The organism is Pseudomonas sp. LBUM1674 (assembly GCF_059695635.1).
Genome location: NZ_CP166779.1, coordinates 2816356 through 2842752 on the forward strand (window position 1 = coordinate 2816356; position 26397 = coordinate 2842752).

26 protein-coding genes are annotated in these 26397 nt (G+C 61.6%); 7 read left to right on the forward strand and 19 right to left on the reverse strand.

Annotation, left to right across the window (positions count from 1 at the left end; translation table 11 throughout):
* Positions 1-336, forward strand: a complete 336-nt coding sequence (locus tag ACA067_RS13160) for a Rieske (2Fe-2S) protein (RefSeq protein WP_497462156.1) — start codon at positions 1-3, stop codon at positions 334-336.
* A 4-nt stretch (positions 337-340) separates the two neighbouring features.
* On the opposite strand, the gene ACA067_RS13165 is transcribed toward ACA067_RS13160, so the two are convergent.
* On the reverse strand, positions 341-2290 hold the full coding sequence (locus ACA067_RS13165) for a DNA topoisomerase III (RefSeq protein WP_497462157.1): 1950 nt from the start codon (positions 2288-2290) through the stop codon (positions 341-343).
* Positions 2291-2635: 345 nt separating this feature from the next.
* Here ACA067_RS13165 and ACA067_RS13170 point away from each other — a divergent pair, with 345 nt between their 5' ends.
* Positions 2636-3004, forward strand: coding sequence for a DUF427 domain-containing protein (locus ACA067_RS13170; RefSeq protein ID WP_497462158.1), 369 nt, complete (start codon positions 2636-2638; stop codon positions 3002-3004).
* 176 nt (positions 3005-3180) lie between these two features.
* Here ACA067_RS13170 and lldD read toward each other — a convergent pair whose 3' ends face one another.
* The 3 genes from lldD to ACA067_RS13185 all read right to left on the reverse strand — a co-directional run bounded on the left by lldD (position 3181) and on the right by ACA067_RS13185 (position 7932).
* A complete protein-coding gene (lldD, locus tag ACA067_RS13175; RefSeq protein ID WP_497462159.1) occupies positions 3181-4323 on the reverse strand; it encodes an FMN-dependent L-lactate dehydrogenase LldD in 1143 nt (380 codons plus the stop codon).
* 98 nt (positions 4324-4421) lie between these two features.
* Positions 4422-6044, reverse strand: coding sequence for an MFS transporter (locus ACA067_RS13180; protein WP_497462160.1), 1623 nt, complete (start codon positions 6042-6044; stop codon positions 4422-4424).
* Between the two features lie 241 nt (positions 6045-6285).
* Positions 6286-7932: a GMC family oxidoreductase gene (locus ACA067_RS13185; protein WP_497462161.1), complete on the reverse strand. Its 1647-nt coding sequence runs from the start codon at positions 7930-7932 to the stop codon at positions 6286-6288.
* Between the two features lie 133 nt (positions 7933-8065).
* Between ACA067_RS13185 and ACA067_RS13190 the strand changes: the two genes are divergently transcribed.
* Positions 8066-8962 (forward strand): LysR family transcriptional regulator, encoded by an 897-nt coding sequence (locus ACA067_RS13190; RefSeq protein ID WP_497462162.1) that lies wholly within the window; start codon positions 8066-8068, stop codon positions 8960-8962.
* 99 nt (positions 8963-9061) lie between these two features.
* Here ACA067_RS13190 and ACA067_RS13195 read toward each other — a convergent pair whose 3' ends face one another.
* The 7 genes from ACA067_RS13195 to ACA067_RS13225 are packed head-to-tail and all read right to left on the reverse strand — an operon-like array spanning position 9062 to position 15407.
* Positions 9062-10480, reverse strand: coding sequence for an ATP-binding protein (locus ACA067_RS13195; protein ID WP_497462163.1), 1419 nt, complete (start codon positions 10478-10480; stop codon positions 9062-9064).
* Complete coding sequence (locus ACA067_RS13200; RefSeq protein WP_497456979.1) at positions 10477-11139, reverse strand: response regulator; 663 nt, start codon at positions 11137-11139, stop codon at positions 10477-10479. Before ACA067_RS13200 ends, ACA067_RS13195 begins: the two co-directional genes overlap by 4 nt.
* 11 nt (positions 11140-11150) lie before the next feature.
* A complete protein-coding gene (locus tag ACA067_RS13205; protein ID WP_497462164.1) occupies positions 11151-11795 on the reverse strand; it encodes a tetratricopeptide repeat protein in 645 nt (214 codons plus the stop codon).
* Positions 11792-12601 (reverse strand): SDR family oxidoreductase, encoded by an 810-nt coding sequence (locus ACA067_RS13210; protein WP_497462165.1) that lies wholly within the window; start codon positions 12599-12601, stop codon positions 11792-11794. The genes ACA067_RS13205 and ACA067_RS13210 overlap by 4 nt, the downstream gene beginning before the upstream one ends.
* A complete protein-coding gene (locus ACA067_RS13215; RefSeq protein WP_497462166.1) occupies positions 12588-13262 on the reverse strand; it encodes an iron-containing redox enzyme family protein in 675 nt (224 codons plus the stop codon). Before ACA067_RS13215 ends, ACA067_RS13210 begins: the two co-directional genes overlap by 14 nt.
* Positions 13259-14740, reverse strand: a complete 1482-nt coding sequence (locus tag ACA067_RS13220) for an AMP-binding protein (RefSeq protein ID WP_497462167.1) — start codon at positions 14738-14740, stop codon at positions 13259-13261. The genes ACA067_RS13215 and ACA067_RS13220 overlap by 4 nt, the downstream gene beginning before the upstream one ends.
* Positions 14730-15407 (reverse strand): thermostable hemolysin, encoded by a 678-nt coding sequence (locus tag ACA067_RS13225; RefSeq protein WP_497462168.1) that lies wholly within the window; start codon positions 15405-15407, stop codon positions 14730-14732. The genes ACA067_RS13220 and ACA067_RS13225 overlap by 11 nt, the downstream gene beginning before the upstream one ends.
* Positions 15408-15613: 206 nt before the next feature.
* Between ACA067_RS13225 and ACA067_RS13230 the strand changes: the two genes are divergently transcribed.
* Positions 15614-16186, forward strand: coding sequence for a cytochrome b (locus ACA067_RS13230; protein WP_497462169.1), 573 nt, complete (start codon positions 15614-15616; stop codon positions 16184-16186).
* On the opposite strand, the gene ACA067_RS13235 is transcribed toward ACA067_RS13230, so the two are convergent.
* The 4 genes from ACA067_RS13235 to ACA067_RS13250 all read right to left on the reverse strand — a co-directional run bounded on the left by ACA067_RS13235 (position 16167) and on the right by ACA067_RS13250 (position 20993).
* Positions 16167-17276: a DNA alkylation repair protein gene (locus ACA067_RS13235; protein WP_497462170.1), complete on the reverse strand. Its 1110-nt coding sequence runs from the start codon at positions 17274-17276 to the stop codon at positions 16167-16169. The genes ACA067_RS13230 and ACA067_RS13235 overlap by 20 nt on opposite strands.
* Before the next feature lie 175 nt (positions 17277-17451).
* Positions 17452-19260: a monovalent cation:proton antiporter-2 (CPA2) family protein gene (locus ACA067_RS13240; protein ID WP_497462171.1), complete on the reverse strand. Its 1809-nt coding sequence runs from the start codon at positions 19258-19260 to the stop codon at positions 17452-17454.
* A gap of 348 nt (positions 19261-19608) precedes the next feature.
* A complete protein-coding gene (locus ACA067_RS13245; RefSeq protein WP_497462172.1) occupies positions 19609-19932 on the reverse strand; it encodes a protealysin inhibitor emfourin in 324 nt (107 codons plus the stop codon).
* Positions 19929-20993 carry a M4 family metallopeptidase gene (locus ACA067_RS13250; protein ID WP_497462173.1) on the reverse strand — a complete coding sequence of 355 codons (1065 nt, stop codon included), beginning with the start codon at positions 20991-20993 and terminating at the stop codon, positions 19929-19931. The genes ACA067_RS13245 and ACA067_RS13250 overlap by 4 nt, the downstream gene beginning before the upstream one ends.
* 145 nt (positions 20994-21138) lie before the next feature.
* Here ACA067_RS13250 and ACA067_RS13255 point away from each other — a divergent pair, with 145 nt between their 5' ends.
* Positions 21139-21477, forward strand: coding sequence for an FKBP-type peptidyl-prolyl cis-trans isomerase (locus ACA067_RS13255; RefSeq protein WP_497462174.1), 339 nt, complete (start codon positions 21139-21141; stop codon positions 21475-21477).
* A 3-nt stretch (positions 21478-21480) separates the two neighbouring features.
* Here the strand turns inward: ACA067_RS13255 and ACA067_RS13260 are convergent, their stop codons facing one another.
* Complete coding sequence (locus ACA067_RS13260) at positions 21481-22512, reverse strand: D-cysteine desulfhydrase family protein (RefSeq protein WP_497462175.1); 1032 nt, start codon at positions 22510-22512, stop codon at positions 21481-21483.
* Between the two features lie 149 nt (positions 22513-22661).
* Here ACA067_RS13260 and ACA067_RS13265 point away from each other — a divergent pair, with 149 nt between their 5' ends.
* Both ACA067_RS13265 and ACA067_RS13270 read left to right on the forward strand, forming a co-directional pair.
* A complete protein-coding gene (locus ACA067_RS13265; RefSeq protein WP_497462176.1) occupies positions 22662-23543 on the forward strand; it encodes a LysR family transcriptional regulator in 882 nt (293 codons plus the stop codon).
* Positions 23544-23625: 82 nt separating this feature from the next.
* The gene (locus ACA067_RS13270; protein WP_497462177.1) at positions 23626-24102 is read left to right on the forward strand and encodes an MEKHLA domain-containing protein; all 477 of its coding nucleotides are present in this window, start codon (positions 23626-23628) and stop codon (positions 24100-24102) included.
* A gap of 302 nt (positions 24103-24404) precedes the next feature.
* Here the strand turns inward: ACA067_RS13270 and pncA are convergent, their stop codons facing one another.
* From pncA to ACA067_RS13285, 3 genes are read right to left on the reverse strand one after another with little or no spacing between them, the layout of a single operon-like run.
* Positions 24405-25037: a bifunctional nicotinamidase/pyrazinamidase gene (gene pncA / locus ACA067_RS13275; RefSeq protein WP_497462178.1), complete on the reverse strand. Its 633-nt coding sequence runs from the start codon at positions 25035-25037 to the stop codon at positions 24405-24407.
* A gap of 50 nt (positions 25038-25087) precedes the next feature.
* Complete coding sequence (locus ACA067_RS13280) at positions 25088-25855, reverse strand: anti-sigma factor family protein (RefSeq protein ID WP_497462179.1); 768 nt, start codon at positions 25853-25855, stop codon at positions 25088-25090.
* On the reverse strand, positions 25852-26349 hold the full coding sequence (locus ACA067_RS13285) for an RNA polymerase sigma factor (protein WP_497462774.1): 498 nt from the start codon (positions 26347-26349) through the stop codon (positions 25852-25854). Before ACA067_RS13285 ends, ACA067_RS13280 begins: the two co-directional genes overlap by 4 nt.
* Between the last annotated feature and the right edge of the window lie 48 nt (positions 26350-26397).

A 26397-nucleotide genomic window follows, 5' to 3' on the forward strand; every position in this document is an offset into this window, starting at 1 on the left:
ATGACCACCACTACGTTGTGCCAACTGGATGACATCCCTGACGGTGGCGCCCTGGGTTTGCCCGAACACCGGCAATTGCATCCCGCCGGGCTGGTGGCGGTGCGTCAAGGCGAGCAGGTATGGGTCTACATCAATCGCTGCCCGCATTTCTCGGTACCCTTGGACTACCGCCCACAAGCGTTCTGCACCTATCGCGGCAAGGTCCTGATGTGCGCTCATCACAGCGCGATGTTTCGTTTCGAAGACGGGCACTGCATCGATGGGCCCTGCAAGGGTGCGCAATTGGAGTCCGTGCCGGTGCGGTGGGTCGGGGACCGCTTGGTCATGCAAGAATGAAAAACTACCCCTTGCTCGCCGGTTTCGCCGCGCGCCTGGTGCCCGTGGAAGGCTTGCGCTTGACGGGCTTGCGTTTGTTTTTCCACGGCGTGGCGCCACGACCGGCGGGGCTTGCCGGCCCGCTGATGGTCAGGTTCAGGCCGGCGCAACGGGCGACTTGCTTACTCATCCAGGCGGCCTGTTTGGTGACGAATTCTTCCAGGCTCATTTCACCGTTCTGCACCATGTCCAGCGCCTGTTCCCAGATCGCCGTGGTCCCGGGATCGGCAATGGCGCGCGGCACTGCATCGATCAGGCTGAACGCGGCCGGGGTCGCGGCCAGGGCCTTGCCGTTCTTGACCAGGTAACCGCGGTCGAGCAGACCCTGGATGATCGAGGCCCGGGTCGCTTCGGTGCCGATGCCGGTGGTGTCCTTGAGCTTTTGCTTGAGCAGCGGATCTTCCACCAGTTTGGCGACGTTCTTCATCGCCTTGATCAGATCGCCTTCGGTAAACGGCTTGGGCGGTTGCGTCCAGAGGTCCTTGAGCTTCACGTCGGCCACTGCGCAATCGCGCCCTTCGGCCAAGGCCGGCAGGGTTTGCGGCACCGGCGCTTCGCGGCCCTTGGCCGGGGCAAGGGCCTCGGGCAGGGCGCGTTTCCAGCCGGGCTCGACAATCTGCTTGCCCACGGCACGCAGGGCTTCACCGGCACAGTCGAAGTCGGCCTGGGTGCGGTCGTATTCGTGGTTGGGCAGAAACTGCGCCAGGTACCGCGCGCGAATCAGCGTGTAGACCGCCCGCTGCTTGCCCGCCAGCCGCTCGAGGTTCTTTGCCGCTGCGGTGGGAATGATGCCGTGGTGAGCGCTGACCTTGGCATCGTTCCAGGCCCGTGAACGCCGCTGGGGCTCCAGGTGATCGTTCAAGGCGTTCAGCGCCGGGTCGGCCTGCCTCAGCGCCGCCAGAATGCCCGGCGCTTCGCTGTGCTGGCTTAGCGGCAGGTAGCCGCAGTCGCTGCGCGGGTAGGTGATGACCTTGTGGGTTTCGTAGAGCGCCTGGGCGATATCGAGGGTTTCCTGGGCGCCGAGGCCCAGCTTCTTCGAGCAGACCTCCTGCAAGGTGCCGAGATCGAACGGCAGCGGCGCCACTTCACGCATCCGCTCGGTACGCAGCTTGATCACCCGGGCACTCGCCGCACTGGCAATCGCCGCCGCCGCTTGCTGCGCCAGCGCTTGATTCAGGCAGCGGTCCTGATCGTCGCACGCGTCGGAGGCCGCCCGCCATTGCGCGGTGAACGCGGTGCCGTCGTGCAGCAATTGGACGTCGATGGCCCAATAAGCGACCGGGACGAAATCGGCAATGCTGCGATCGCGATCCACCACCAGACGCAGGGTCGGCGTCTGCACCCGGCCGACCGGCAATACCCCCTGATAACCGGATTGACGCCCTAACAGCGTGAACAGCCGACTCATGTTCATCCCGATCAACCAGTCGGCCCGTGAGCGACCCAGTGCCGAATGATAAAGACTGAAGGTCTCGGCCCCCGGCTTGAGCGCCGCCAGCGCCTTGCGGATCGACGCATCGTCCAGCGCCGAGAGCCACAGTCGCCGGATCGGCCCCCGATATCGGCAATGTTCCACCAGCTCCCGGGCAATCATTTCGCCCTCACGGTCGGCGTCGGTGGCGATCACCAGTTCGGTGGCCTCGCCGAGCAAGCGTTTGACTGCCTTGTACTGGCTGGCAGTACGTGGCTTGACGGTCATTTTCCATTTCTCTGGAATGATCGGCAGGTCCGCCAGTACCCATCGTTTGTAACGGGCGTCATAGGCATCCGGCGGCGCGGTTTCCAGCAGATGGCCGATGCACCAGGTCACCGTGACGTCCGTGCCCAGCCAGCAGCCGTCACCGCGACGCCTGGCGCCGAGCACGGCCGCAATGTCTTTGGCCTGGGAAGGTTTTTCACAGAGGTACAGCTGCATGGCCACCGTCGTCGATCAGTGTTCGAGAGGTGCACAGAATGGCGGGTGATGAGCGCCGGGGCAATCAATATCTGTATGGATGTACAGCAAAAAGTTGCTCGCGGTGCATAAAACAGATCGCAGCCTTCGGTAGGAGCTGCCGCAGGCTGCGATCTTTTGATCTTGCGGCCAAGGTGCTTGCTCCCGTTCGGCTGCGAAGCAGCCGCCATGGCGCAACATGAGGTATACCTGTTACATCACGGTGGCAGGTTTTGAGGCTGCGGCGCAGCCCAGACGGGGCAATGCGGCGCTCCGACAAGCCCCCTCGCCACAGCCATGCATCTTCCCATGATCCAGGAGATAGTGATGAAAAGCTCCGGTCCCAGTCCTGTCATCACCATTGCAGAACAGCCAGGCTGTCTCCTGGTGAGGTTTCACGGTATTCAGGTGGCGGCCTCCTCGAGGGCGCTGGTGCTGCTGGAGGCCAATTATCCTCCGGTGTACTACGTCCCCCGGGAGGACATCGCCGAACAGTTTTTCGCCCGCACCGACCACACCAGCTATTGCCCCTACAAGGGCGACGCCAGCTATTTCAGTCTGCAGATCCCGGGGCACGAAGGCGCCAATGCGGTATGGAGCTATGAAGACCCCAAAGTGTCTGTCGAGCAGATTCGCAACTACGTGGCGTTCTATCCCGATCAAGTGACGTTCGAGATTCTGAAAGACGTCGAGTGATGGTCGTGTCCCGGAACATGAAAATGTCCCGTATGGGCGTAGTACCGTTCATTGTAGGAGCGAGCTTGCTCCGGGCGGCGTTCCGACGATGGTCGTCAACGATGTCGCGTGCTGGCTGAACGCGGCGCTCTTGAGTCTATCGCGAGCAAGCTCGCTCCTACATGACAGGGTTCAAGTCATCGAACAGCACTCACCAGCGTGGACTCGTCAATCTGACCAATTGAAGTCACCCCGGTCAAGGTCATCGCCACGCGCATTTCCCTGGCAAAGATATCCAGCATATTCTCCACACCACGTTGACCGTCGACAGCCAATGCATAGGCCATCGAGCGTCCCAGCATTACGCCTTTTGCCCCCAGCGCCAGCATCCTTACGACATCCAGCCCCGAGCGGATCCCGGAGTCGACCAGCACCGTCAGATCATTGCCGATGGCCTGCATGATCGGCGGCAATGCCCTGGTCGTGGAAAGCACGCCGTCCAGCTGTCGCCCACCGTGGTTCGACACGACGATGCCATCGGCGCCAAAGCTGACCGCGTCCCTGGCATCCTGGGGGTCGAGAATGCCTTTGATGATCATCGGGCCTTTCCAGAATTCACGAATCCACTCCAGGTCGCTCCAGCTGATAGAAGGGTCGAAGTTGTTGGCCAGCCAACCCATGTAGTCTTCGAGTGTGACCGCTTTGCCAAGGTACTTCGACACATTCCCCAGGTCGTGGGGACGGCCCATGACGCCTACGTCGAAGGCCCAGGCGGGTCGGGTCATGGCCTGGAAAATTCGCCGCGAGGCGGCAAAAGGCCCTGACATGCCCGAGTGTGCATCCCTGTAGCGGGCGCCGGGCGTGGGCATATCCACGGTAAACACCAGGTTCTGCACCCCGGCGGCCTTGGCACGCTCCAGCGCGTTTTTCATGAACCCCCGGTCTTTCAACACATACAGCTGAAACCAGAGGGGTTGCTGGCTTTGGCTCGAGACTTCCTCGATCGAACACACCGATACCGTAGACAGGCACAGGGGGATGCCTTTGTTTTGCGCGGCTTTCGCCGCCTGCACTTCACCCCGACGGGCGAACATGCCCGTCAGGCCGACGGGCGCCAAAATGATCGGCATTGACAGGGGTTGGTCGAAGAGGGTGGTTTCAAGGCTCAGGGTTTCGACGTTTTTCAGAATGCGCTGACGCAGGCTGATGTCAGCCAGATCGGCGCTGTTGGCCCGCAGCGTATGCTCTGCATAGGCTCCGCCATCTATGTAATCGAACAAAAAACGCGGGAGTTTGCGACGGGCTGCCTCGCGATAGTCGGATGCGGATGAAATGATCATGGTGCCTCGGTCTGGAGAGTGGCGGGGCGATGGTTGCGTCGAGCGATCAGATTAACGAAAACGCCCCGGTTTGCGGGGCGTTTTTTTTGCACTGGCTGTCAGTTGGTGTCCAGATCCACGTTCTTGGTCTCGCGCAGACAGATCATCCCCACCACCAGACTCACCCCGGTAATCACCACCGGGTACCACAGCCCGTAGAAGATGTCCCCGGTGTACACCACCAGGGCAAACGACACGGTCGGCAGGAAACCGCCGAACCAGCCGTTGCCGATGTGGTAGGGCAGGGACATCGAGGTGTAGCGGATGCGGGTCGGGAACAGTTCGACCATCAGCGCCGCCAGCGGGCCGTAGCACATGGCGGAAATGATGATCAGCACCACCATCAGCGCCACGATCATGGACTTGTTGACCTGTTGCGTATCGGCTTGTGACGGATACCCCGCCAGGGTCACCGCACCGCGCAGGGCTGCTTCGTCGAAGCCATCCAGCTTCACGTCACCGACGCTGACCTGCACGCCGCTACCGGCCGGGGCCGCTGCGCTGCTATAGGGCAGGCCCTGTTTCACCAGGAAGGTTTTGACCTTGTCGCACGGGCTGTCAAATTTCGCCTTGCCCACCGGGTCGAACTGGAACGTACAGGTAGCCGGGTCGGCCAGCACGGTGATCGGTGCCTGACGGCTTGCCTGGTCGATGGCCGGGTTGGCGTAGTGGGCGATGGACTTGAAGATCGGGAAGTACAGCGCGGTGGCCAGCAGCAGGCCGATCATCAGTACCGGTTTGCGCCCGACCTTGTCCGACAGCCAGCCGAAAAAGATGAAGAACGGCGCGCCGATGATCACGCTGACGATCAATAGACTGTTGGCCAGCGCCGGGTCCATTTTCAGGAACTGGGTGAGGAAGAACAGCACGTAGAACTGCGCGGCGTAGAAGGTCACTGCTTGCCCGGCGTTGATGCTGAACAGGGCGATCAGGACGACTTTTAGGTTTTCCCATTTGCCGAAGGAATCGCGCAGCGGCGACTTGCAGAGTTTGCCTTCCTCTTTCATTTTCACGAAGGCCGGCGACTCGTGCAGGCTCATGCGAATCCAGGTCGAGATGCCCAGCAATATGATCGAAAACAGGAACGGAATCCGCCAGCCCCAGACTTCGAACTGATCACCGGTGAAGTAGCGGCACGCCAGGACCACCAGCAGTGACAGCAGCAAGCCGAGGGTTGCAGTGGACTGAATCCAGCTGGTGTGAAAACCGCGTTTGCCCATCGGCGCGTGTTCCGCGACGTAAGTGGCAGCGCCGCCGTATTCACCGCCCAGGGCCAGGCCCTGAAGCATGCGCAGCACCACCAGAATGATCGGCGCCGCAATGCCGATGCTGGCGTAGGTCGGCAGCAGCCCGACGCAGAAGGTCGCCACGCCCATGAGAATGATGGTGGCAAGGAAGGTGTATTTACGCCCGATCATGTCCCCGAGCCGGCCGAACACCAGCGCGCCGAATGGCCGCACGATGAAGCCGGCGGCGAACGCCATGAGCGCAAAGATGAACGCGGTGGTGTCGTTGACCCCGGCGAAGAACTGTTTGCTGATGACCGCCGCGAGGGCGCCGTAGAGGAAAAAGTCGTACCACTCGAACACCGTCCCGAGCGATGAAGCGAAGATGACTTTCTGGGTTTCGCGGCTGGTCCCCGCACTGCGTACGGCTTCCAGTGGCTGAACATGTTCTGACATATCGTATCCCTCACAGTGATTGTTTTTGTTGTTCCACTGTCGGCACCGGCCTTGTGGGCCTGGTGCCGCTACTGTCAACTCGATGCTACCTGCATCGATCTTCCTGCTGCTTACGTTCCCTGTAGGAGCTGCCGCAGGCTGCGATCTTTTGATCTTCAAAGGAATTACGCGGTGCCTGATCCGATGTAAAGATCAAAAGATCGCAGGCTTCGCCAGCTCCTACATTGACCGCGTACGTCGTTCAGGCGTTCGTGACCCGTTCCTTTTCCTGGGTGTTGCTCCTTGTGCTGGGGTTGAGGATGAGTTGCGCGGCTTTTTCGGCAATCATCAGCGTAGGCGAGCAGGTGTTGCCCGAGGTGATGCGCGGCATGATCGAGGCGTCGGCGATGCGCAGACCGGGAATGCCATGAACGCGCAGCTCGGCGTCGACCACTGCGTCCGCGTCATTGCCCATGCGGCAGGTGCCGACCGGATGGAAAATCGTGGTGCCAATTCGCGCAGCGGCTTCGTGCAACTCTTCTTCGCTCTGCAAGCTGTCGCCAGGCAAGTACTCGACCGGTTTGAAGGCTTGCAAGGCCGGAGCCGACACGATGCGCCGGGTCAGGCGAATGGCGTCGGCCGCGACCCGCAAATCTTCTGGATGGCTTAAATAATTGGGCTGAATCAGCGGTGCTTGCTGCGGGTTGGCAGAGCGAATCTCCACTCGGCCGCGGCTTTGCGGCCGCAGATCGCAGACCGATGCGGTGAACGCGGGGAACGCGTGCAAGGGTTCGCCGAAGCGCTCCAGGGACAGCGGCTGTACATGGTATTCAAGATTGGCCGAGGTCTGCTCCGGCCCCGACCGGGCAAAAGCGCCGAGTTGGCTTGGCGCCATGGACAGCGGGCCGCTGCGGTCATACAGGTAACGCAGGCCCATGCCCATCTTGCCCAACAGGCTGCCGGCAATCTGATTCAGGGTGCGGGCGTTCTGCAGTTTGTAGATCATCCGCAGTTGCAGGTGATCCTGCAGGTTGCCGCCGACCCCGGGCAGCTCATGAGTGACGCCGATGCCCAGGCGTTGCAGCAGCGGGCGCGGGCCGATCCCGGAGCGCTGCAGGATGCTCGGTGAACCGACGGAGCCGGCGCACAGGACGATTTCCTTGCGCGCCTTGAAGGTTTTCGCCTGGCCTTGCCAGCGTGCACTGACCGCTGATGCACGGCCGTTTTCCAGCAGCAGGCGGTCGACTTCGATGTCGGTCAGCACGGTCAGATTGGGACGGTGGCGAATCGGTTTGAGAAAGGCCTTGGCCGCATTCCAGCGGATCCCGGCCTTCTGATTGACCTGGAAGTAGCCACAGCCTTCGTTGTCGCCCTGGTTGAAGTCTTCGATGCTGGCGATGCCGCTTTGCCCGGCTGCCCTTTGGAAGGCATCCAGAATTGGCCACGACAGCCGTTGACGCTCGATCCGCCATTCCCCGGCTGCGCCGTGAAATTCCGAGTCGCCGGCAAAGTGGTTTTCGCTTTTCTTGAACAGCGGCAACACATCGCTCCAGCTCCAGCCGGGATTGCCAGCGGCGGCCCAGCCATCGTAGTCACCGGCCTGGCCGCGCATGTAGATCATGCCGTTGATCGAGGAGCAGCCCCCCAGCACCTTGCCTCGCGGGTAGCTCAGGGTGCGACCCTGCAGGCCGGGCTGCGCTTCGGTCTTGAAGCACCAGTCGGTGCGCGGGTTGCCGATACAGAACAGGTAGCCCACGGGGATGTGAATCCACGCATAGTTGTCGCGACCGCCCGCTTCGAGCAGCAGCACCCGGTGTTGCGGGTCAGCCGAGAGCCGGTTGGCCAGCAAACAACCGGCCGGCCCGGCACCGACCACGATGTAGTCGTATTCCTCAAGGGAAGTCTGCATCCCTGACCTCGTTTTGTTGTTCTTGTTGTGGGTCATCCTAGTTGTTAGCTTTCGTCAAAAGAATGTTAGTTTTTGCGCAGCCGCTGTGCGTTTTTAGACAGCGACTTTAATAGCGAAGCCTCAAGGATGATTCATGTTCGACTGGAATGACCTGCGGTTTTTTCTCGAGTTGCAGCGCAGCGGGCGTTTGCTCACCGCTGCCCGCCGTTTGAACACCACCCACGCCACCGTGGCCCGGCACATCGAGGCCATCGAAAAGAGCCTCGGCACTGCGCTTTTCGTTCAGCACGCCCAAGGCTATGAGTTGACCCCGGCCGGCGAAGCGCTGCTCAAGCACGCCGAAGCCATGGAAAACGTCGCCTTGCTGGCCCAGGAAGAGATCACCCAATCCACGGCGCCGCTGGGCAAGATTCGCCTCGGGGTCACGGAAGGCCTGGGCATCATGTTCCTCGCCAGCCGCATGAACGGCCTGTTCGAGCGTTATCCAGGGCTGGAAGTAGAGCTGGTGGCGGTGCCGCGCTTCGTCAGCATCCTCAACCGCGAAGCCGAGATCAGCATCCACCTGGAACGCCCGGCCGCCGATATGCTGGTCACCCGCAAACTCACCGACTATCGCCTGGCGCTCTATGCCAGCCAGGACTATCTGGACCGCTCGCCGGCGCTGCACAGCCGCGAAGATCTGGGACGCCATGCCTGGATCGGCTATGTCGACGACCTGCTGTTCAGCCAGGAATTGATGTTCCTCAACAGTTTCTGCCGCAACCCGCAGGTGGTCTTCCACAGCACCAGCGTCATCGCCCAGCAACAGGCCGCGCGCTCGGGGTTGGGGATCGCCGTGTTGCCGTGCTATATGGCGAGCGCCGATCCCGGTCTGGTGCCGTTATTGCCGCAAGAAAGCATCCTGCGCAGCTACTGGATCAGCACCCGCCGCGAGTTGCACAAGTCGGTGCGGCTGCGGGTGTTGTGGGATTACGTGGTGCAGCTGTGCGAGAGCGAACAGGCTCTATTGCTGGGCCCCGATCCCCTGTAGGAGCTGCCGCAGGCTGCGATCTTTTGATCTTGATCTACGGGCGCTGCCAATGACGCCAAAAGATCGCAGCCTGCGGCAGCTCCTACAGAAACGGTGGTTTCAGTTGTTGGAAGGAAGATCGCGGGTAGTGCGCTGCAACGGATCTCGCCGTTGACCGTCCGGAATCGACAGGGTCGCCCGTAACCCGCCTTCAGGCCGGTTGACCAGAGTGATCCGTCCACCCAGTCGAGTGGCGATGGTGTTGACGATCGTCAGCCCCAGTCCACCCCCTTGCGCGTTCCCCCGACTGTAGAAGCGTTCGAACAAGCGCCCGCGATCCGCTTCGTCGATGCCAGGGCCCTGGTCCTCGACGCTCAAGTTATAGAACCCGTCGGCCTGGCTCAATTGCACCCTGATCACGCCATGCCCGGGTGAAAAGTTCGCGGCATTGCTGATCAGGTTGTTCAGGGCAATGTCGATGGCGGCGGCGTCGGCGACCACTTTGATCGGACGTTCATTGACGTCGAAGGCCAACTCCAGGTTTTTACTCAGCAGCCAGGGGGTGAGCTGAACCAGGCTCGCGCGTACGGTTTCGGTCAGGTCGATGGGGTGCAACACCGGTGTCACGGTGTTGGGTTCCAGGCGGGCCATGGTCAGCAACTGGTTGACCAGGCGGCTGGTACGATCGACCCCCGCGATCAGAAATTCCAGGGATTCGCGGCGTTCCTGTTCGGTACCGGCCTCCAGCAGGTTTTGTGCGTGTACCCGCAGCACGGCCAGGGGCGTGCGCATTTCATGGGCGGCGTCGGCGATGAAGCGCCGCTCGCGGCCGAGCACTTCCTGGATCTGCGCGAGCATGCGATTGAGCGCCGCCTGCATCGGCTCCAGTTCGCTGGGCAGCGGGGTCAGTTGCAGCGGTTCCAGCGACCCGCTGTGCCGCGCCCGCAATGTCGCCGCCATATCCGCCAGAGGCTTGAGGCCCCAGCCAATCGCCAGCCAGACCATTGCCGCGAGAATCAGGCTGCCCAGCACATTGGGCCACAGGGTGTGCTGTACGATCCGTTCCACCAGGTCCGAACGCACGTCGTCTCGCTCGCCGACCCAGATCCGCAGGTCATTGTGTTTGTCCTCGAGCATGAACGCGCGCCAATGGCGATTATGCAGGTCCACCACATCGCTGAAGCCGGGTTTCGACGGGACAGCGGTCAAGGCGGGCGCGCTGGCCGTATGCACTAGCACTTCGCCCTTGGGATTCCACACCTGAAAGGCAAGCTTGCTCTCATAGGGATGGCCATCGACCCTGGGGACCGCTTCGCTCAAGGCCGTGTTGAACGCCTGATACAACTCGGTGTGTTCCTTGCTCGCCATGGGCATGCGCATCACACCCTGCAGCAGGCGGGCATTCTGGGCCAATTGGGCATCGTAGACTTCGGCGATTTCGTGGTTGCTGTCATGCAGATTGAGCGCGCTGATCACCGCAAAGCCAGCGAGCATCAGGCCGATGATCAGTGTCAGGGTGCGACGCCGAATCGACGTCATCGACGCTCCTCGACCAGGTAACCGACACCCCGGACGGTACGGATCAGGTCGCTGGAAAATTTCTTGCGCAGATGGTGGATGTGCACCTCCAGGGTGTTGCTTTCCGCTTCCTCGTTCCAGCCGTAGAGCAATTGCATCAGATGATCGCGGGTCATGACCCGGCCCGGAGGCGAGAGCAGTTCATGCAATAGCTGATATTCCTTGGGGGTCAGGGCCACCGGCTCACCCTGATAGTTGACCTGCTGGGTCCCGGGGTTCAGGCTGATGCCGGCGTGTTCGATCAGCGCGTGGGCGCGACCGGCACTGCGCCGCAACAAGGCCCGCAGGCGGGCCTTGAGTTCCGCCAGGTCGAAGGGCTTGATCAGGTAATCGTCAGCCCCGGCATCCAGTCCGGCGATGCGGTCTTCGGTGGCATCCCGGGCGGTGAGGATCAGTACGGGCAGGTTGGAACCACTGTCACGCAAGCGCCGCAGCACTTCGAGCCCGTCCATGCGTGGCAGGCCAAGGTCAAGCACCGCCAGGTCAAAGGTTTCACTGAGCAGCGAATGCAAGGCACTGCTGCCGTCCTGCAACCAGTCGACCGTGTAGCCCTCGCGGACCAGGGCCTGATGGATGCCTTCGCCCAGGGCGATGTCGTCCTCGATCAGTAATAAGCGCACACGGACTCCTGTCAGTTGAGTTTCTTGTTCACATCCACCAGCAATGCCTGGATCTCTTTACGGCGCCCGGCGTCGGCGGTTTCGCGGCCGGGTCGCGGATCTGCCTGCAAGGCTTTCTGCAGTGCGCCCCTGGCTTCGCTGTAGCGCTTTTGACGGTAGAGGTGATCGCCCCAGAAGTACAGACTATCGATGCCGTTCGGGTTGAGTTGCAAGGCTTGTTTGAGCAATTGCCCGGCCTTGTCGGCGTCGCCGAATCCGATGGGCCAGCCCGGTACGCGGTCGTACAGTGCACCAAGGCTGGTGTAGGCCGAACCTTGCAGGGCTTTGGGGTCCAGGTTCAGGGCAGTTTCCAGATCGACCTTGGCGTCCTTGACCTTGCTCAGCGCACCAAGCCCGCCCTGGGCTCCGGCCCAACTGCTGGTGACGATGCCGGACCAGATCCACGCCTCGGCCACCGACTGGCGCTCCCGGGTAAAGGCCGACGCCTGGGCGGCAAGTTTTTCGAAGGCTGCGGTGCGTTGCTCGGCAGGCAGTTCGTATTGAATATGCGCCCAGCTTTGCTGGATGCCGGTGAGACGCTGCTGGTCTGCAGCGTCCAGGGCCCATACGCTCTGGCTCAAGGCCCCCAGCAGCAGGCAAAAGGTCAATTTTTTCATGGTTCCATATGCTCGTTTTCACGTTTTTGACTGAGGCGGCGGATCAGTGGCAAGTGCTTGCGCAAGCCGCGGTCCACCAGGTTCGGCAGCAAGCTGTTGAGGCGCACGAAAAAGCGTTCCGGCCAGCCCAGGTACAAGTCGCGGCGGTCGCCGGCGATGGCGTGCATCACCGCCGAAGCGACCTTCTGCGGGTCGTCGACATTGGATTTGAGTGCGTCATTCAAGGCCTGCGCCGCCGGGCTATTCATGCTCGTGCGAGTCGCACGGGGGGCGACATAGAGAACACCGACCCGGGTGTCCGCCAGTTCCCGGCGCAAGGCTTCGGAAAAGCCGCGCAACGCAAACTTGCTGGCGCAATAGCTGGCATAACCGGGGTAGCCGATCGAGCCATAGGTCGAGCCGACGTTCACCACCATCGCGCTCTCGGCTTGCTTGAGCAGGGGCAGCAAGGTTCTGGTCAGGCAAATCGGTGCGCTGATGTTCACCGCCAGCATGGCGTCGATGTCACTGTCTTCCAACTGTTCAAGCATGGCGAAGTGATTGATGCCCGCGGCGTTGATCAGCAGGTTGACGCCGCCAATGATCTCGGCCGCGACCAGCACTTTGTGTCGGTCCGCAACCAGGGTCAGGTCGGCGCCGATCCAGCACAGGTGCTGCGGGTAACGCTCGAGCAAGGGTTTCAGCGGTTCCCGATGTCGGGCCACCGCCAGCACCCGGGCTCCACTGGCGCACAGGGCGGAGGCGATGGCCAGTCCGATCCCTCCACTGGCACCGGTCAAAACAACGCAAGCCTCAGACAAGTGCATTCAGGTTCTCCCCGTCCCGTGGCAAGCCAAGGAACATATCGGCATAGAGTCTGTACACGACTTTGGACGCGTGGATCACGGCGGCCTGGTCGCTCGGATCCTCCAGTTTGTTCATCAGCCGGCGATAGGTCTGCATATGCTCGATATCCAGGGAGCCGTGGGAGTCTAGGTAGCTGAAGGCGCTTTGCGGCAGGTCCAGGCGTTCGCGGATTCCGTCGGCGGCGTGGGTGGCCAGGGCGATGCTGGTGCCTTCCAGCACATTGACCATGCCGAACAGGCCGACCGGGTTGTCCCGGGCGATCAAGTCGTAGAGAAAACTGACCATCAGTTCGATCGGCAAGGACGGCCGGCCACCGCGCACCGCGTCCTTGTCGCCGCCGCAAGCCTCGATGTCATTGAGCACCCATTGTTCGTGGCCGTATTCTTCCTCGATGTACTCGCACACGGCTTCACGCAGCCATTCAAGGCGCGATGGCAGGCGCGCCCCGCACGCCATCATCAATGGCACGGTGTGGCGCACGTGGTAATAGGCTTGCGCCAGGAAGGCCCGGTAACTTTCCAGGCTGACCTGGCCGGCGAGGGCGTCACGAATGATGGGCAGATTGAACAGTTCATGGCGTTCGTGCCGGGTCGCTTCTTGTAGCCTGTCGAAAAAACTCATGATGCGGATTCCTCGCAAAGGGCGGGTTCGGTCAGCTGCGCCCGGTAACGCTCGACGATTGCATTGCGACGTGGTCGGCCGTTGGCGGTCAACAGGCCATTGGCGGCGGTGAAGGGTTGATCCAGACGGCTCCAGTGATGGACCCGGGCGTAATCGGGCAAGGCCTCGTTGGCTTCAGTCACGGCGGCTGCCAGTTGTTCGTCGGTGCAATCCGGGCGATGGGGCCAGAGCAGCGCATGGTTGCGGGGCATGGCTTCGCCATAGACGAAGGCCTGGGCGATATGACGGCGCTGGGTCAATTCGGCCTCGACCCACTCCGGGTTCACGTTGCGCCCGAAACTGGTGACGAATTGGTGTTTCTTGCGTCCCTTGAGGTAGAGGAAACCCTCGGAATCGAACTCGCCCAGATCGCCGCTGGGCCACCATTCGCCGGTGTACGGCGCCTCGCCCAGATAACCGAGCAGGGTCGACCCCTTGATCAGCACTTCGCCATCGTCGGCGAGGCGAATCTGCACAGTCGGCAGGGGCTGGCCGACGCTGCCGGGGCGTCGTGCTTGCGGTCGATTGAGGCACACCACCGATGCGCACTCCGACAGGCCGTAGCCCTCGTAAACCGGCAGGCCGACACGTTGCGCGCGCTGCAGCAATTGCTCGGCAACCCGCGCGCCCCCCACCGCGACAAAACGCAACGAGTGGGGGGAGAAGGCCTTTTGCTCGGCGGCGCTGACCAGTATCAGTAGCAACTGCGGCACCAGGATCAGACTCTCGGGCGCGCGGCTGGCCAGGCAACCGAGCAAGCGCGGCAGATCAACGCCACTGGCACCCTCGATGCCCAGGGTTTTCTGACTCGGCACGCTCAGCGTGGCCCCTGCGTATAACGCGGCATAACAACCGATATTTTCCAGCAGGATCGCCAGGGGCAGCAGGGCCAGATGGTGCTGTGGATCGGTGGGTTTACTGGCCTGATCCAGCTCGCGGGCGACTCGCAGAATGCTTTCGGCACTCAGGCACACGCCTTTCGGCGTGCCCGTGGTGCCGGACGTGAAGGTCAGTTTGGCGGTGCCTTCGGGCATCCGCTTCGGGCCGCTGAAGTTGCGACGCCAGAACTCACCGCGTTTCTCATACCCGGCGCTTTGCAGCTCGGGTTCCATTTCCGGTTCGGCAATCACCAGCTCGGCCTGGCTCTGCGCCAGGCAATGGCTGCGTTGAGCCGGGCTGAAAAAGGCCGGCAACGCCAGGCAGGTCAGGCCTTCGAACAGCGTGGCCAGGTCCCAGAGCATGGCTTCGGCGCCATTATCCAGCGCCAGTGCGACCACCTTGACGTTTTCATCGCGCAACCGCTGCTGGCGATACACCACTTCGGCGTATAGCGTGGCGTAGTCCACTTTCAGTTGATCGCCCCACAAGGCGATGGCATTGGTCTTGCGTTCGGCATGGCGGCGCAGGGTCTGTCTGAAACGCTCCATTTCAGGCGACATGGCTGGACTCCTCGATGGACGATGGTAATCCCAGGCGGTTGAACAGCCCGATGTTGCGCAGATGGATGAAGCCGGCGCGGATGTTGCCGACATGCACCCAGGGCTTGCTCTCGTAATAACTGCCCCAGCTGTGGCGGTCTTCACCCAATCGCGCGGGATCGGCAGCGCAAAGGGTCACGGGTTTCAAACCCAGGCGATGAAAGCTGTTCACCAGGCCGATGTGGCCGGTGAACGCCACCCAATCCAGGCCACCCATGGCCAACAGGTAAGTGATGGCGATGATGCTCATGCGCGCACTGCCGGTGTCGCTGGCAGCCAGGTTGCCCACCTCGACGATATCGGCCCGGTCCACGGGGCGATCGGCCGCGGCACTGATCAGCGGCTCGATCGGTTCATCCAGGTAACGCTCCAGAAACAGTTGTCCGCTGCTGGCCAGGCGCACGCCGGCCACCGCACACAGTGCGCCTGAGGCGGTGTGCATACCGAACAGTTCCGGCATGAAATGACGAATGTCGGCCCCGTGAGCCTTGCGGAAACGTTGCTGGATAAAGGATTCGAAGAGGGGACGTTGGGGGTCGCCCGGCAGGGCTCTGGCCAGACTCGTTTGCGGGGTTTCGGCTTGGCCGAACCGCAGGGGCAGAGGGATGTTCCAGTCAAAATCGGGCATTGGAAGACGCCTCCCGGGGTCAGTGTGGGAGGAGTATCGGGGGCAATTCTTAACGAAGTCTGAAGGTGGAGAAAGAGTGGTCGACGCTTTCTTCAGATTGTCTTAAGACTGGCCGGGCAAAGTGTCGTCAGTCGATTTCGGTGCTAAACCGGATCCGGATTGCGCGAATGAATCGGCAGCCGGGCATGACGTTAACGAGGCTCACGATGACCCGCAATTCAACGACTCAGCGGTATGGAACATTGTCGATCACCTTGCACTGGCTGATGCTGGCGCTGTTTGTCGGCGTCTATGCCTGCATCGAAATCAAAGGCCTGCTGCCCAAGGGGCACGCTTTGAGAGGATTGTTTCTCGGGTTACATGGCTTGTTCGGGCTGAGCATTTTTGGGTTGGTCTGGGTGCGATTGCTCGGGCGCCTGACGCCTCGACCCCCGATCACCCCGGCCTTGCCCGGTTGGCAGACCGGCATTTCGCACCTGATGCATCTGGCGCTATATGGGTTGATGATCGCCACCCCCCTATTGGCCTGGCTGATGCTGTCGGCGGCGGGCAAGCCGATGCCATATTTCGGCTTCTTCCTGCCGTCGCCGGTTGCCGTCGATCCGGACCTGGCAAAGCAGTTCAAGTACTGGCACGAACTGCTCGGCAGCAGCGGTTACTGGCTGATCGGAGCGCACGCCGCGGCGGGGTTGTTCCATCACTACTGGGTTCGGGATAACACGTTGACGCGCATGTTGCCCGTTCGATCCGGCAATGCACTCAATCGACGTCAGCGATAATCTCGAACCCCGTGCTGGCCAGGCGCTCACCGTTCACCAGAATATGCACGGCGTGCCTGCCGGCGTAATGCCGGCGGGTGGTCAGCTCCTTGATGTGCTGGCCTCGGGCAATGGACTCGGTGGCCTTGCCGGGCAGCGTCAGGGCCTTGAGCTTGAACACCTTCGCCGAGGTGCTGCCATTGGCTTTGACGTAATCGATGGCGTAGTCGATCACCAGTCGCTGACTGTCCGGCACCGTGGATTTCATGGTAAAGGACAGGCTGATTTTTTCGCCCAGGCGAATCACCGGCGGTTCCACCTTCGCCCCGATGATCTCGACCTCAGGCTTGCCGCCCGCGCCAATGATTGCCAGCGCCCGGGGGTTGCCTTGCTTGATCAGGCTGCGCAGGGCATGTCTGGCGATCCATGCGGTGTGTTTGTTTTCCAGTGACCAGCGCTCGAGCAGGTCGAGCACCCATTCGGGATGATCCTTGGTGATGTCGTTGAGGTGGTTGGCCACCGACTTGCGCACATACGGGCTGGCGTCGGCCTTGAGATTGTCGAGAATGGCGGCGGCGAGTGTCGGGTCGGCCTGGATTCGCTCCAGGCGAAACGACCACGGCAGACGCGGTCGGCTGCCTTCGCTGGCCAGGCGCCGGACATGTTCGTTGGCATCCAGGGACCAGTGGTGCATCTGCGCCAGCGTGGGTTTCAGGTCGCTGCGCAGGAAGTGCCGGATCGCGAACTCTGATGAACCGAACGCGGTGAAGTATTTGAGTGCGTCCATGGACAGCTCGAACTGGTCAGCGCCGTAGGTCGCGACGTAGTGCGGTAACGAGATGCTGACGAAGCCGCTGTTCAGCCGCGGGGCGAGGGCGTAAAGCACCTCCAGCGTTTCTTCATAACTCAGCGGCAGGACCGCGTGCAGGCATTCGCTGACCCTGCCCATGCGCTGCATGATCGACAATTGCGCAAGCCCGTCGTTGGCCATTTCAAGGAAGGCCGTGGCGTTGAACCCGGGGTAGACCGCGGTCATCTCGGTGGCGATGTGCTGCAGGCGCTCGGCGTTGAAGATTTCTTTCAGAGCGGGGGAGGATTGATCGGCAGCCATTGTGGATTCCTTTGAAGTCGTTTTGTACCCGGTACACCGCGTTATCGTTCTTCGACGGATCGCCGCCCGGAGCAAGCCCGCTCCCACATTTGATCTCCAGCGGACACAAATTTTGTGGATGACCGAGATCCAATGTGGGAGCGGGCTTGCTCGCGAAAGGGCCCTTACATTCACCTCAATTCTTAGCCGATTGCTCTTCCAACTGGTCCGACTCAAACAACCTGGCCAGTTCCGCCCGCGCTTCCTGCGCCGTCTGCAACACCTTCGCCGCATCGTCATACACCGCATGCTGGGCTTCGAGCACCTGTTCATCGTGATGCTTGAAGCGCTTGATCCGCGCATCCGCCTGGGCCTGGCTCAGCCCCAGCCCGACCAGCGTCCGCCGACTCATTTCCAGGCTCGAATAATAGGTTTCGCGAATAGCCTCGGCGCCGATGTCCATCAAGCGGTGCACATGCTGACGGTTGCGGGCCCTGGCGATGATTTTCATGTGCGGATAGAGCCTGTGCACCAGCTCGGCGGTCTTGATGTTGGTGTCTGGATCATCCGTGGCGATGACGAAATACTCCGCCTCACCGACCTTGGCCGCGCTAAGGATTTCCGGGCGCATCGGGTCACCGTAGAACACCGGCACGCCGCCGAAGCTGCGGGACAGTTCGATGGTTTCCACCGAAGTGTCCAGCGCCACGAACTTGATGTTCTGCGCCCGCAGGATCCGCGCCACGATCTGCCCCATGCGGCCCATGCCGGCAATCACCACGCGCGGCGCATCGGTATCGATCTCGCGGAATTTCTCCGGTACCACCACCGGTTGCACCTTGGGGCTGACCAGCCGCGCGCACAACAGCAACAGCAACGGCGTGACGGCCATGGACAAGGTGATCGTCAGTACCAGCAAATCGTACAGGCGTGGCTCGAACAAGCCCTGATCGCGGCCGATCTTGAACACCACGAAGGCAAATTCACCACCGGCTGCCAGCACGATGCCAAGGCGAATCGCATTGACCTTGCCCAGGCCACCGGCCAACCGGCCGACGACAAACAGCAGCGGCAGTTTGATTGCGATCAGCAGCAGGGTCAGGCCCAGTACCACGATCGGTGCGCTGAGCAGCAGGCTCAGGTTGGCACCCATGCCGACGCTGATGAAAAACAGCCCCAGCAGCAAGCCTTTGAACGGCTCGATCTGGGCTTCCAGTTCGTGGCGGTATTCGGAGTCCGCCAGCAGCAGTCCGGCGAGGAAAGCGCCGAGGGCCATCGAGACGCCGACCAGGTCCATCAGCCACGCCGTGCCGATGACGACCAGCAACGCGGTGGCGGTAGAGACCTCCGGCAAACCGGTCTTGGCCACCACCCGGAACACCGGGCGCAGCAGATACCGTCCGCCGATCACCACCACCGCGATGCTGCCCAGCACCCGCAAGCCGTGGTTCAGATCTTCGGCGGCGGTGGTGGTGTGATCACCACCGGCCAGCAATGGCACCATGGCGATCAGCGGGATCGCGGCGATGTCCTGGAACAGCAGGATCGCAAACGCCAGCCGCCCGTGGGGGCTGGTCAGCTCCTTGCGTTCAGCCAGGCTTTGCAGCCCGAACGCGGTGGAAGACAGTGCCAGACCCAGCCCCAGGACGATGGCGCTGTTCAACGACTGGCCGAAAACGAACAGCGCACACACGCCAATCACCGAACCCGTCAGCAGCACCTGCGCCAGACCGACGCCAAACACAGCTTTGCGCATCACCCACAACCGTCGCGGCGACAGTTCCAGGCCGATGATGAACAGCAGCAACACCACCCCGAGTTCGGAAATGTGGCTGACGCTTTGCGGATTGTCGATCAACCCCAGTACCGAGGGCCCGATGATGACGCCAGCAAACAGATAACCCAGCACCGCCCCCAGTTGCAGGCGCTTGGCCAGGGGCACGGTGAGCACCGCCGCGAACAGAAACACGACAGCGGCTTGCAACAGGTTGCCTTCATGGGGCATGGCTTACTCCAGAGCTCGGTACGGCGGGGGGGCAAGGATAAAGGCTGAGCTCACGGAAGATCTACTGTGAGAGCGAGGTGGGTCCGGGTGGCGATCAGGCGAAAGCGGTCTTACAGTCGCTGATGATGTTGCCTGTTTTACCGCTATCGCGGGCAAGCCCGCTCCCACAAGGATTATGCGGGTCCCATATCTTGTGTACGGCGCAAAACCTGTGGGAGCGGGCTTGCCCGCGATGGCGATCTCACGGATCACGCTGAACAAGTGTCAACCACCCTTCCTTTCGGCCAATGCAGGACTACACAAGTCATTCGCCCCGTCGATGACTCTCCGCCCGATCCCCCGGCAGGGCTATAACACCTCGCCTTTGTCCCACAAGTGCACCAGTTCACCAGGCGCCTGGTCTTCAGGCACTTTCATCACCATCCGGTCAGCCTGCTCACCGATGCGAAAGTGCACCTCTATTTCATAAAAACGCTGATCACCTCGACCCGGGGTCGTGCCTTCGAATGCCAGGCAACCTTCCAGCACCGAACAAATCCGCGTGCGTTGATCAATGTCGCATTGCGCGAATTCGATGCGACGGGGACGCGTCAAGGCATGGATCGCCGCCACGCCGCCTTGGCGGGAGAGACGTACCACGGCATCATCGCCCAGTGCTGGCAGGGTTTTCATGATTGCTCCTGAGTCGGGACGACACCTGTTTCGGACCAGGCATGCTTCACTACTTTAGCTTCATCGGTGCCAAAACGTTGCCGGGCATGCTCAATGGTCAGGGCAGCGAAGTCTCTGAAAGACGCCTCGCTGTTCAAGCCTTGGTCGCACAGCGTGTCATACCAGATCCGACCGGCTTTCTCCCAGGCAAAGCCGCCGAATGCCTTGGCCGCGAGATAAAATGCCCGGTTGGGGATGCCGGAATTGATGTGCACGCCACCATTGTCCTCCTGGGTGATCACGAACTCGCGCATGTGATCCGGTTGCGGGTCCTTGCCCAGCAGCGGGTCGTCATAAGCGGTGCCGGGATGGGCCATCGAGCGCAAGCCGACGCCTTTAATCCGCGGTGTCAGCAAGTCGGCGCCGATCAGCCAGTCCGCCTCGTCGGCGGTATGGCCCAGCACATGTTGCTTGATCAGCACCCCGAACACGTCCGATATCGACTCATTCAAGGCCCCGGACTGATTGGCGTAAACCAGGCCGGCTTCGCTTTCGATCACGCCATGGGTCAACTCGTGCCCGATCACATCCAGCGAGCGGGTGAAGCGCTCGAAAATTTCGCCGTCACCGTCACCGAATACCATCTGCGCACCGTTCCAGAAGGCGTTCTCGTAGTCCTGGCCGTAGTGCACGCTGCCGATCAGCGCAAAACCCTTGTTGTCGATGGAGTCGCGGCCGAGCACCTTCCAGAAGAACTCATGACTGGCGCCCAACGCATCGTAGGCTTCATCGACCGCCGGATCGCCAGTCGCCGGCTGGCCTTCAAGGCGGGCAGGCATCCCCGGCAGGAGCATTTTCCCCTGGGCGTCATGAATGCTGCGCTGGACCTGACCGGGTTGAGCGGCGGGCGGCAGGATCATCGCCGCAGCAGATCGCACCGGGGGCAGCGGCGTATGGCGAAGGGTGCGCACATGGGTCAGGGTAATCAGTGCACTGGAGCGCTGCCGCTCGGAGCCATGGGCAATAATGCGGTTGAGGATGTAAGGCGGAATGAAACTGCACAGTGATCGTGAGTCGGTCATCAGAGCATCCTTTCCTGAGTACGAAGTCGATACACATCTGAGCAGCAGTTGGCGTTTCGGTTCCATGGATTGCCAACAGCGGCGGATTCTGCGAAAACCTCCGTCCGCGCCCTTATAATCGGGCGACAGTGAACGAGTAAGAAATATGAACGACCAATTGCACATCATCGATCTGCAGCCGGGCGACGGCAAGGTCGCCGTCAAGGGCGCGCTGATCACCACGCAATACCGCGGCTGGCTGGAAGACGGCACTGAATTCGACTCTTCCTACAGCCGGGGCAAGCCGTTTCAGTGCGTGATCGGCACCGGACGGGTGATCAAGGGCTGGGACCAGGGCATCCTCGGCATGCAGGTCGGCGGCAAGCGCAAGTTGCAGGTGCCGGCGCACCTGGCCTATGGCGAGCGGACAATGGGCAAGATCCCGCCGAATTCGAACCTGATCTTCGAGATCGAATTGCTGGAAGTGCTGACCCGGGATGATTGATTCTCAGGGCTGCAAGGTCTCCCGGTAGGCATAAAGGCCCGGTGTTCCGCCGGTCATCACGAACAGCACGTTGTCCCCGCGACGGAAGCGTCCTTGCCCGAGATCGGCCAACAGCCCGGCGAACGCTTTGCCGGAGTACACCGGGTCGATCAGCAAGCCTTCTGCGCGCGCCATCAGGCGCACTGCGTCTTGCATGGCCTGCGTCGGCAGGCCGTAGCCGTCACCCAGCTGACTGCCATCGATGACAATCTCTTCAGGCTGCACGATGGCGCTGCTGCCCAACAGCGCCAGTGCGTCTTGGGTCAATTGCAGGGTCCTGGCCGCTGACGTGTCTCGATCGGATAATACCGAATAGGACTTGACGATCGAGGTGCCGCGATCCAGCAACCGGAAGCCGGCCGCGAGCCCGGCATGGGTGCCTGCGCTGCCGTTGGGCACCACGACCTGATTGAAGCTCAGGCCCAGTTCGGTCTCCTGCTGCGTGATCTCCGCCGCGCAGCGCGCATAACCGAGACTGCCCAGGGGCGTTGAACCACCCGTAGGAATCACCAGCACCTTGCGCCCCGCATCCCGCAGTTGCGCAGCGCGTATCTCGGCCTTGGCGACTGAGTCACTGCCTCCGGCCAGCACCTGCAGGTGTGCGCCAAACAACTGATCGAGCAGGACGTTGCCGTTGAGTTCGTAATCCACATCGGCTTTGGGGACCGACCGGGTCAGGATCAATTCGCAGGCGATACCCAGGCGAGCACACACGGCGGCGGTCAGGCGCGCATGGTTGGACTGAAGACCGCCCACGGTAATGACCGTGTCGACCCCGGCCTCCAGCGCCGCTCCGATATGGAATTCCAGCTTGCGCAGCTTGTTGCCGCCACCGCCAATCAACATGTGATCGTCGCGCTTGAGAAACAGGCCGATGCCCTGCGACTTCAATCCCAATAGCTGTTCGAGGCGTTCGGCCCGCTGAATCGGGGTGGGCCCTTGCAGCAGGTTTGCCCGCGCAAAAGAACTCAGTGACGTGTCCAGTAGGGTTTGCATCAATGACGCCTCGTTGTTCACATTTTATTAATGTAACTGTATGAACAAAGGCCCCCGTGATAAACCCATCGCCGGTTATTACTCCTTTAACCTGATGTACTTAATGGAGCGGGTCAGCGGTCGTTTTCATCCCTTTACAAGGCACGTACATGAGCAAACTCAGGCAAATGGAAGTATTCGTCGCCGTGGTCGAGGCGGGCAGCTTCGCCGATGCGGCGACGGCGGTCGGCATGTCGGCGGTCATGGTCGGACGGCATATCCAGAGCCTGGAGAAAACCCTCAATACCAGACTGATTCAGCGCACCACCCGGCGGCAATCCATCACAGGGGAGGGGCGATTGTTTTACGAAGAAGCCAAATTGGCCCTGGAACAGGTGAAGTACGCGTTCAGTCGGGTGGAGGCGTCGAGCCCGGAGCCGAGCGGCCTGTTGCGCATCACCGCGCCGATGACCCTGGGTGTGTCATTGGTCGGTCCACTGGTGGCCGAGTTCATGCAGCGTTATCCGCAGATCCAGGTCGAGCTTATTCTGAGCAATGAAGTGCTGGACCTGTACGAGACGTCATTTGATGTGGCTTTTCGGATCTCCGAGCTGATCGGCGTCAACCTGTTGGCCAAGCCATTGCCGCCGTATCGAATGGTGATCTGCGCGTCGCCCCGGTACCTGGAAAAATGGCAGGAACCCCAGTCTCCTGAAGACTTGTACCGGCATCGAATTCTCACCCACACCTCCTGGAACAACCGGTTTGCCTGGCCACTGCAAAGCGGCACCAACGAAGTGCCCTGGCCTGAAGGTGCCGTATTGAAGAGCAATGACGGCCAGGTGCTGCTGCAGGCGGCCGTGGCCGGAGAGGGGATACTGATGCAACCCGATTTCCTGGTGTCGGCCGCCCTGGCCAACGGCGAACTGGTCAGGATCCTCGATGCCTGCGTGCCGCCGCCCAAGCCGGTGCAGATGGTCTATCCCCGTTCCAGGAAATCGCTGCCCAAATTGAAGGCTTTTGTGGATTTTGTGGTTAATCGGCTGGCATGACCGGTGCGGTTGCGGATTTTTCAGGCGGGTTTCGATAGGCTACACCGCGTCGGATAATCAATGCTTTTGCAGGGGAGGGTGCGTGTCGCCGATCAATGAATACATCGCTCATGTGCAATTGCTGGACGACGCTTACCGGCACTGGACGGGTGAAAGCCTGCCGGCCCCTCAAGCGCTGACCGGCCTTGAGCGCTTGCACTGGCTGCACGCACAGGCACCTTACAGCCTGCTGGCCCATGGCACTGAAGAAGACCCTCGTTTCTTCTATGCCAATGAACAGACGCTGGCCTGCTTCAAATACCCTCGCTCACAGTTTCTTGGCATGCCGTCACGGTTCAGCGCTTCGCCACTGGACCGCGCCATGCGCCAGTCGCTGCTGGAGCAGGTCACGGCCAATGGCATTGCCCATGGCTACAGTGGCTATCGGGTGGACAGGGACGGCCATGCATTCATGATTCATGAGGGCAAGGTCTGGACGCTGATCGATCGGCACGGCGAGCATCGGGGGCAGGCGGCGTTGTTCTGGCCGGACGAACTGCGTGTCGGCCGGGTCGATTGAGGAATGGGCGGGACCGCTTCGCCTCGCAATGGGGGCCAGAATATCAGTCAGTCAAGGAGCGGAATCTGTGGGAGCGAGCTTGCTCGCGATAGCGGTTGAGCATTCAACATCAGCATCGGCTGATCCACCGCCATCGCGAGCAAGCCCGCTCCCACAGGCCATTGCGCAGCTGATCGCAGCGGTATCAACGCTTACATCACTTGGCGAGAGCGTGGCGGCTGCACATGCGGGGCAATCGCTGTGACGCAGGACGCCTCTGGGTGCACCCCCGCGCGGGAGCATGGGAGCGATCCATAGGGTGACTATTCGCCAAATAATTCGCTTGATTGAATCAGATTCACGCCAGCCACCTGCATCCGCTCGATGGCCGCAGCCAGCGAGCCCTCCAGATCAATCGCCCGGCAAGCATCCGTTACCACCGTTGCGTTGAACCCTGCCGCCCGTGCATCGAGGGCGGAAAACATTACGCAGAAGTCCAGTGCCAGCCCGACCAGGTAAACCGTGTTGATACCCCGTTCTTTCAAGTACCCGGCCAACCCTGTGGTGGTCGTGCGATCTGCTTCCAGAAACGCCGAATAGCTGTCGATGTCCGGGTTGCAGCCCTTGCGGATGATCAGTTGCGCATGGGGCAGGGCCAGATCCCTGTGCAGCTCGGCACCGGGTGTGGCTCGCACGCAATGCTCAGGCCAGAGCGTCTGCGCGCCGTAGGGCAATTGAATCTCATCGTAAGGCTTGCGGTCCGGGTGGCTGGAGGCGAACGAGGTGTGTCCGGCCGGGTGCCAGTCCTGGGCGATGATGACTTGCTTGAACAGGCCGCCGAGGCGATTGATCAATGGCACGATCAGGTCACCTTCGGGTACCGCCAACTGGCCGCCGGGGATGAAGTCGTTCTGTACGTCGATGACCAGCAAGGCTGTGCGTGAAGAAATCGGCATGGGTAGGTTCCTCCTTGGAAATTAGACGCCAAGCATAGTTACAAACAGGATCATGCGCTAAGTCGGCTGCGCAATAACCTGGCCATATCCTCCAATTCCGCTGCCGGGTTATGCCCGATCAGCATCCACGCGTGTTCCATGTCAGCCCAATAGACGACGTTCATTCCATGCCGCTTCTCATGGGCAAACTGTCGACTGCCGCTGTTGGAGCGGGTGACACACAGCGCCAACACGCCGTGCGCCGGGTCCAGGTAAGTTATCTGGGCGATGGGCACGCCGTCGTATTCGAGGATTTGCGCGCGCTTGAATTGCGGGCGCGGCAAGGTCAGTTTGGCCGGTACCAGAGTGAGGCCCAGGCGCGCGTCGAGGGTGCGCAGTTGTGCACGCTGGGCCGCTTCGTCGCTGGGCAGATGGTCCAGGGTTTGCGGCACGTAGAGCGCCATGTAGTCCGCGACCAGGCCGCGCCAGCTGTTTTTCCGCAGGCTCAGTTGCCAGCCGAGGAACAACCGGTCCGCCACCACGCCGCTGACCACCAGTGCGGCCGCCGCCGCCATGAACCAGCGCCGGTCCATGGCGGGGCGCTCAGGGCTGGGCAAGTTGTCGAGCATGGACTGCAAGCGTTCCGTGGGCGCTTGTCGGCCCACTTCATCGTAGGCGTCCTTGAATGGCAGGCTGCTGCGGGCCAGCCATTGCAGGCGCAGGTTGAGCATTGAGTCTTCGGCGATGGCGGCGTCGATGCGGCTGCGCTGTTCGCTGTCGAGTTGGTCGTCGAGGTAGGCCACCAGTTGCTCGTCCGAAGGTATCGCGTGATCGTTCATCGACGTTCTCCTGTGGAAGGGCCCGGCACGGCGTGCAGCGGCGGATACTCGGCGAGCTTCACCCGCGCGGCGGCGAGGCGGCTCATGACGGTGCCGATGGGCACTTGCAAGACCTCGGCGACCTCGCGATAGGACAAGCCCTCGACGTAGGCCAGAAATACCGTTTCGCGCTGGGCTTCGGGCAAAGCATCGACGCGGCGGATCACCTGAACAGCGAGGACATGGGTTTGCGCCGCGGATTCACCGTCGAATGACAAGGCGTGGCCGGCATCCACCAGACCCTGGCCCTGACGCACCCGGCGCGAGCGGACTTCGTTGAGCCAGATCGAATGCAAAATGCTCAGTAGCCAAAGGTCCATGCGGGTGCCCGGGACGAACTGTCCGGCACGTTCGAGCGCGCGCACGCAGGTGGCCTGGACCAGGTCTTCGGCGACATGCCGTTGCCGGGACAGCAGCAGGCCGTAGCGCCATAGACGCGCCAGATGCTGGCCCAGTTCGGCCCGTATTGCCTGATCGCTGGCGATGGCGACCTCCGTCCGCTC

Excerpts from the sequence above, each read along its gene's own strand:
- ACA067_RS13160 (WP_497462156.1), top strand. The coding sequence starts at position 1 with ATGACCACCACTACGTTGTGCCAACTGGATGACATCCCTGACGGTGGC.
- ACA067_RS13165 (WP_497462157.1), bottom strand. The coding sequence starts at position 2,290 with ATGCAGCTGTACCTCTGTGAAAAACCTTCCCAGGCCAAAGACATTGCG.
- ACA067_RS13170 (WP_497462158.1), top strand. The coding sequence starts at position 2,636 with ATGAAAAGCTCCGGTCCCAGTCCTGTCATCACCATTGCAGAACAGCCA.
- lldD (WP_497462159.1), bottom strand. The coding sequence starts at position 4,323 with ATGATCATTTCATCCGCATCCGACTATCGCGAGGCAGCCCGTCGCAAA.
- ACA067_RS13180 (WP_497462160.1), bottom strand. The coding sequence starts at position 6,044 with ATGTCAGAACATGTTCAGCCACTGGAAGCCGTACGCAGTGCGGGGACC.
- ACA067_RS13185 (WP_497462161.1), bottom strand. The coding sequence starts at position 7,932 with ATGCAGACTTCCCTTGAGGAATACGACTACATCGTGGTCGGTGCCGGG.
- ACA067_RS13190 (WP_497462162.1), top strand. The coding sequence starts at position 8,066 with ATGTTCGACTGGAATGACCTGCGGTTTTTTCTCGAGTTGCAGCGCAGC.
- ACA067_RS13195 (WP_497462163.1), bottom strand. The coding sequence starts at position 10,480 with ATGACGTCGATTCGGCGTCGCACCCTGACACTGATCATCGGCCTGATG.
- ACA067_RS13205 (WP_497462164.1), bottom strand. The coding sequence starts at position 11,795 with ATGAAAAAATTGACCTTTTGCCTGCTGCTGGGGGCCTTGAGCCAGAGC.
- ACA067_RS13210 (WP_497462165.1), bottom strand. The coding sequence starts at position 12,601 with ATGCACTTGTCTGAGGCTTGCGTTGTTTTGACCGGTGCCAGTGGAGGG.
- ACA067_RS13215 (WP_497462166.1), bottom strand. The coding sequence starts at position 13,262 with ATGAGTTTTTTCGACAGGCTACAAGAAGCGACCCGGCACGAACGCCAT.
- ACA067_RS13220 (WP_497462167.1), bottom strand. The coding sequence starts at position 14,740 with ATGTCGCCTGAAATGGAGCGTTTCAGACAGACCCTGCGCCGCCATGCC.
- ACA067_RS13225 (WP_497462168.1), bottom strand. The coding sequence starts at position 15,407 with ATGCCCGATTTTGACTGGAACATCCCTCTGCCCCTGCGGTTCGGCCAA.
- ACA067_RS13230 (WP_497462169.1), top strand. The coding sequence starts at position 15,614 with ATGACCCGCAATTCAACGACTCAGCGGTATGGAACATTGTCGATCACC.
- ACA067_RS13235 (WP_497462170.1), bottom strand. The coding sequence starts at position 17,276 with ATGGCTGCCGATCAATCCTCCCCCGCTCTGAAAGAAATCTTCAACGCC.
- ACA067_RS13240 (WP_497462171.1), bottom strand. The coding sequence starts at position 19,260 with ATGCCCCATGAAGGCAACCTGTTGCAAGCCGCTGTCGTGTTTCTGTTC.
- ACA067_RS13245 (WP_497462172.1), bottom strand. The coding sequence starts at position 19,932 with ATGAAAACCCTGCCAGCACTGGGCGATGATGCCGTGGTACGTCTCTCC.
- ACA067_RS13250 (WP_497462173.1), bottom strand. The coding sequence starts at position 20,993 with ATGACCGACTCACGATCACTGTGCAGTTTCATTCCGCCTTACATCCTC.
- ACA067_RS13255 (WP_497462174.1), top strand. The coding sequence starts at position 21,139 with ATGAACGACCAATTGCACATCATCGATCTGCAGCCGGGCGACGGCAAG.
- ACA067_RS13260 (WP_497462175.1), bottom strand. The coding sequence starts at position 22,512 with ATGCAAACCCTACTGGACACGTCACTGAGTTCTTTTGCGCGGGCAAAC.
- ACA067_RS13265 (WP_497462176.1), top strand. The coding sequence starts at position 22,662 with ATGAGCAAACTCAGGCAAATGGAAGTATTCGTCGCCGTGGTCGAGGCG.
- pncA (WP_497462178.1), bottom strand. The coding sequence starts at position 25,037 with ATGCCGATTTCTTCACGCACAGCCTTGCTGGTCATCGACGTACAGAAC.
- ACA067_RS13280 (WP_497462179.1), bottom strand. The coding sequence starts at position 25,855 with ATGAACGATCACGCGATACCTTCGGACGAGCAACTGGTGGCCTACCTC.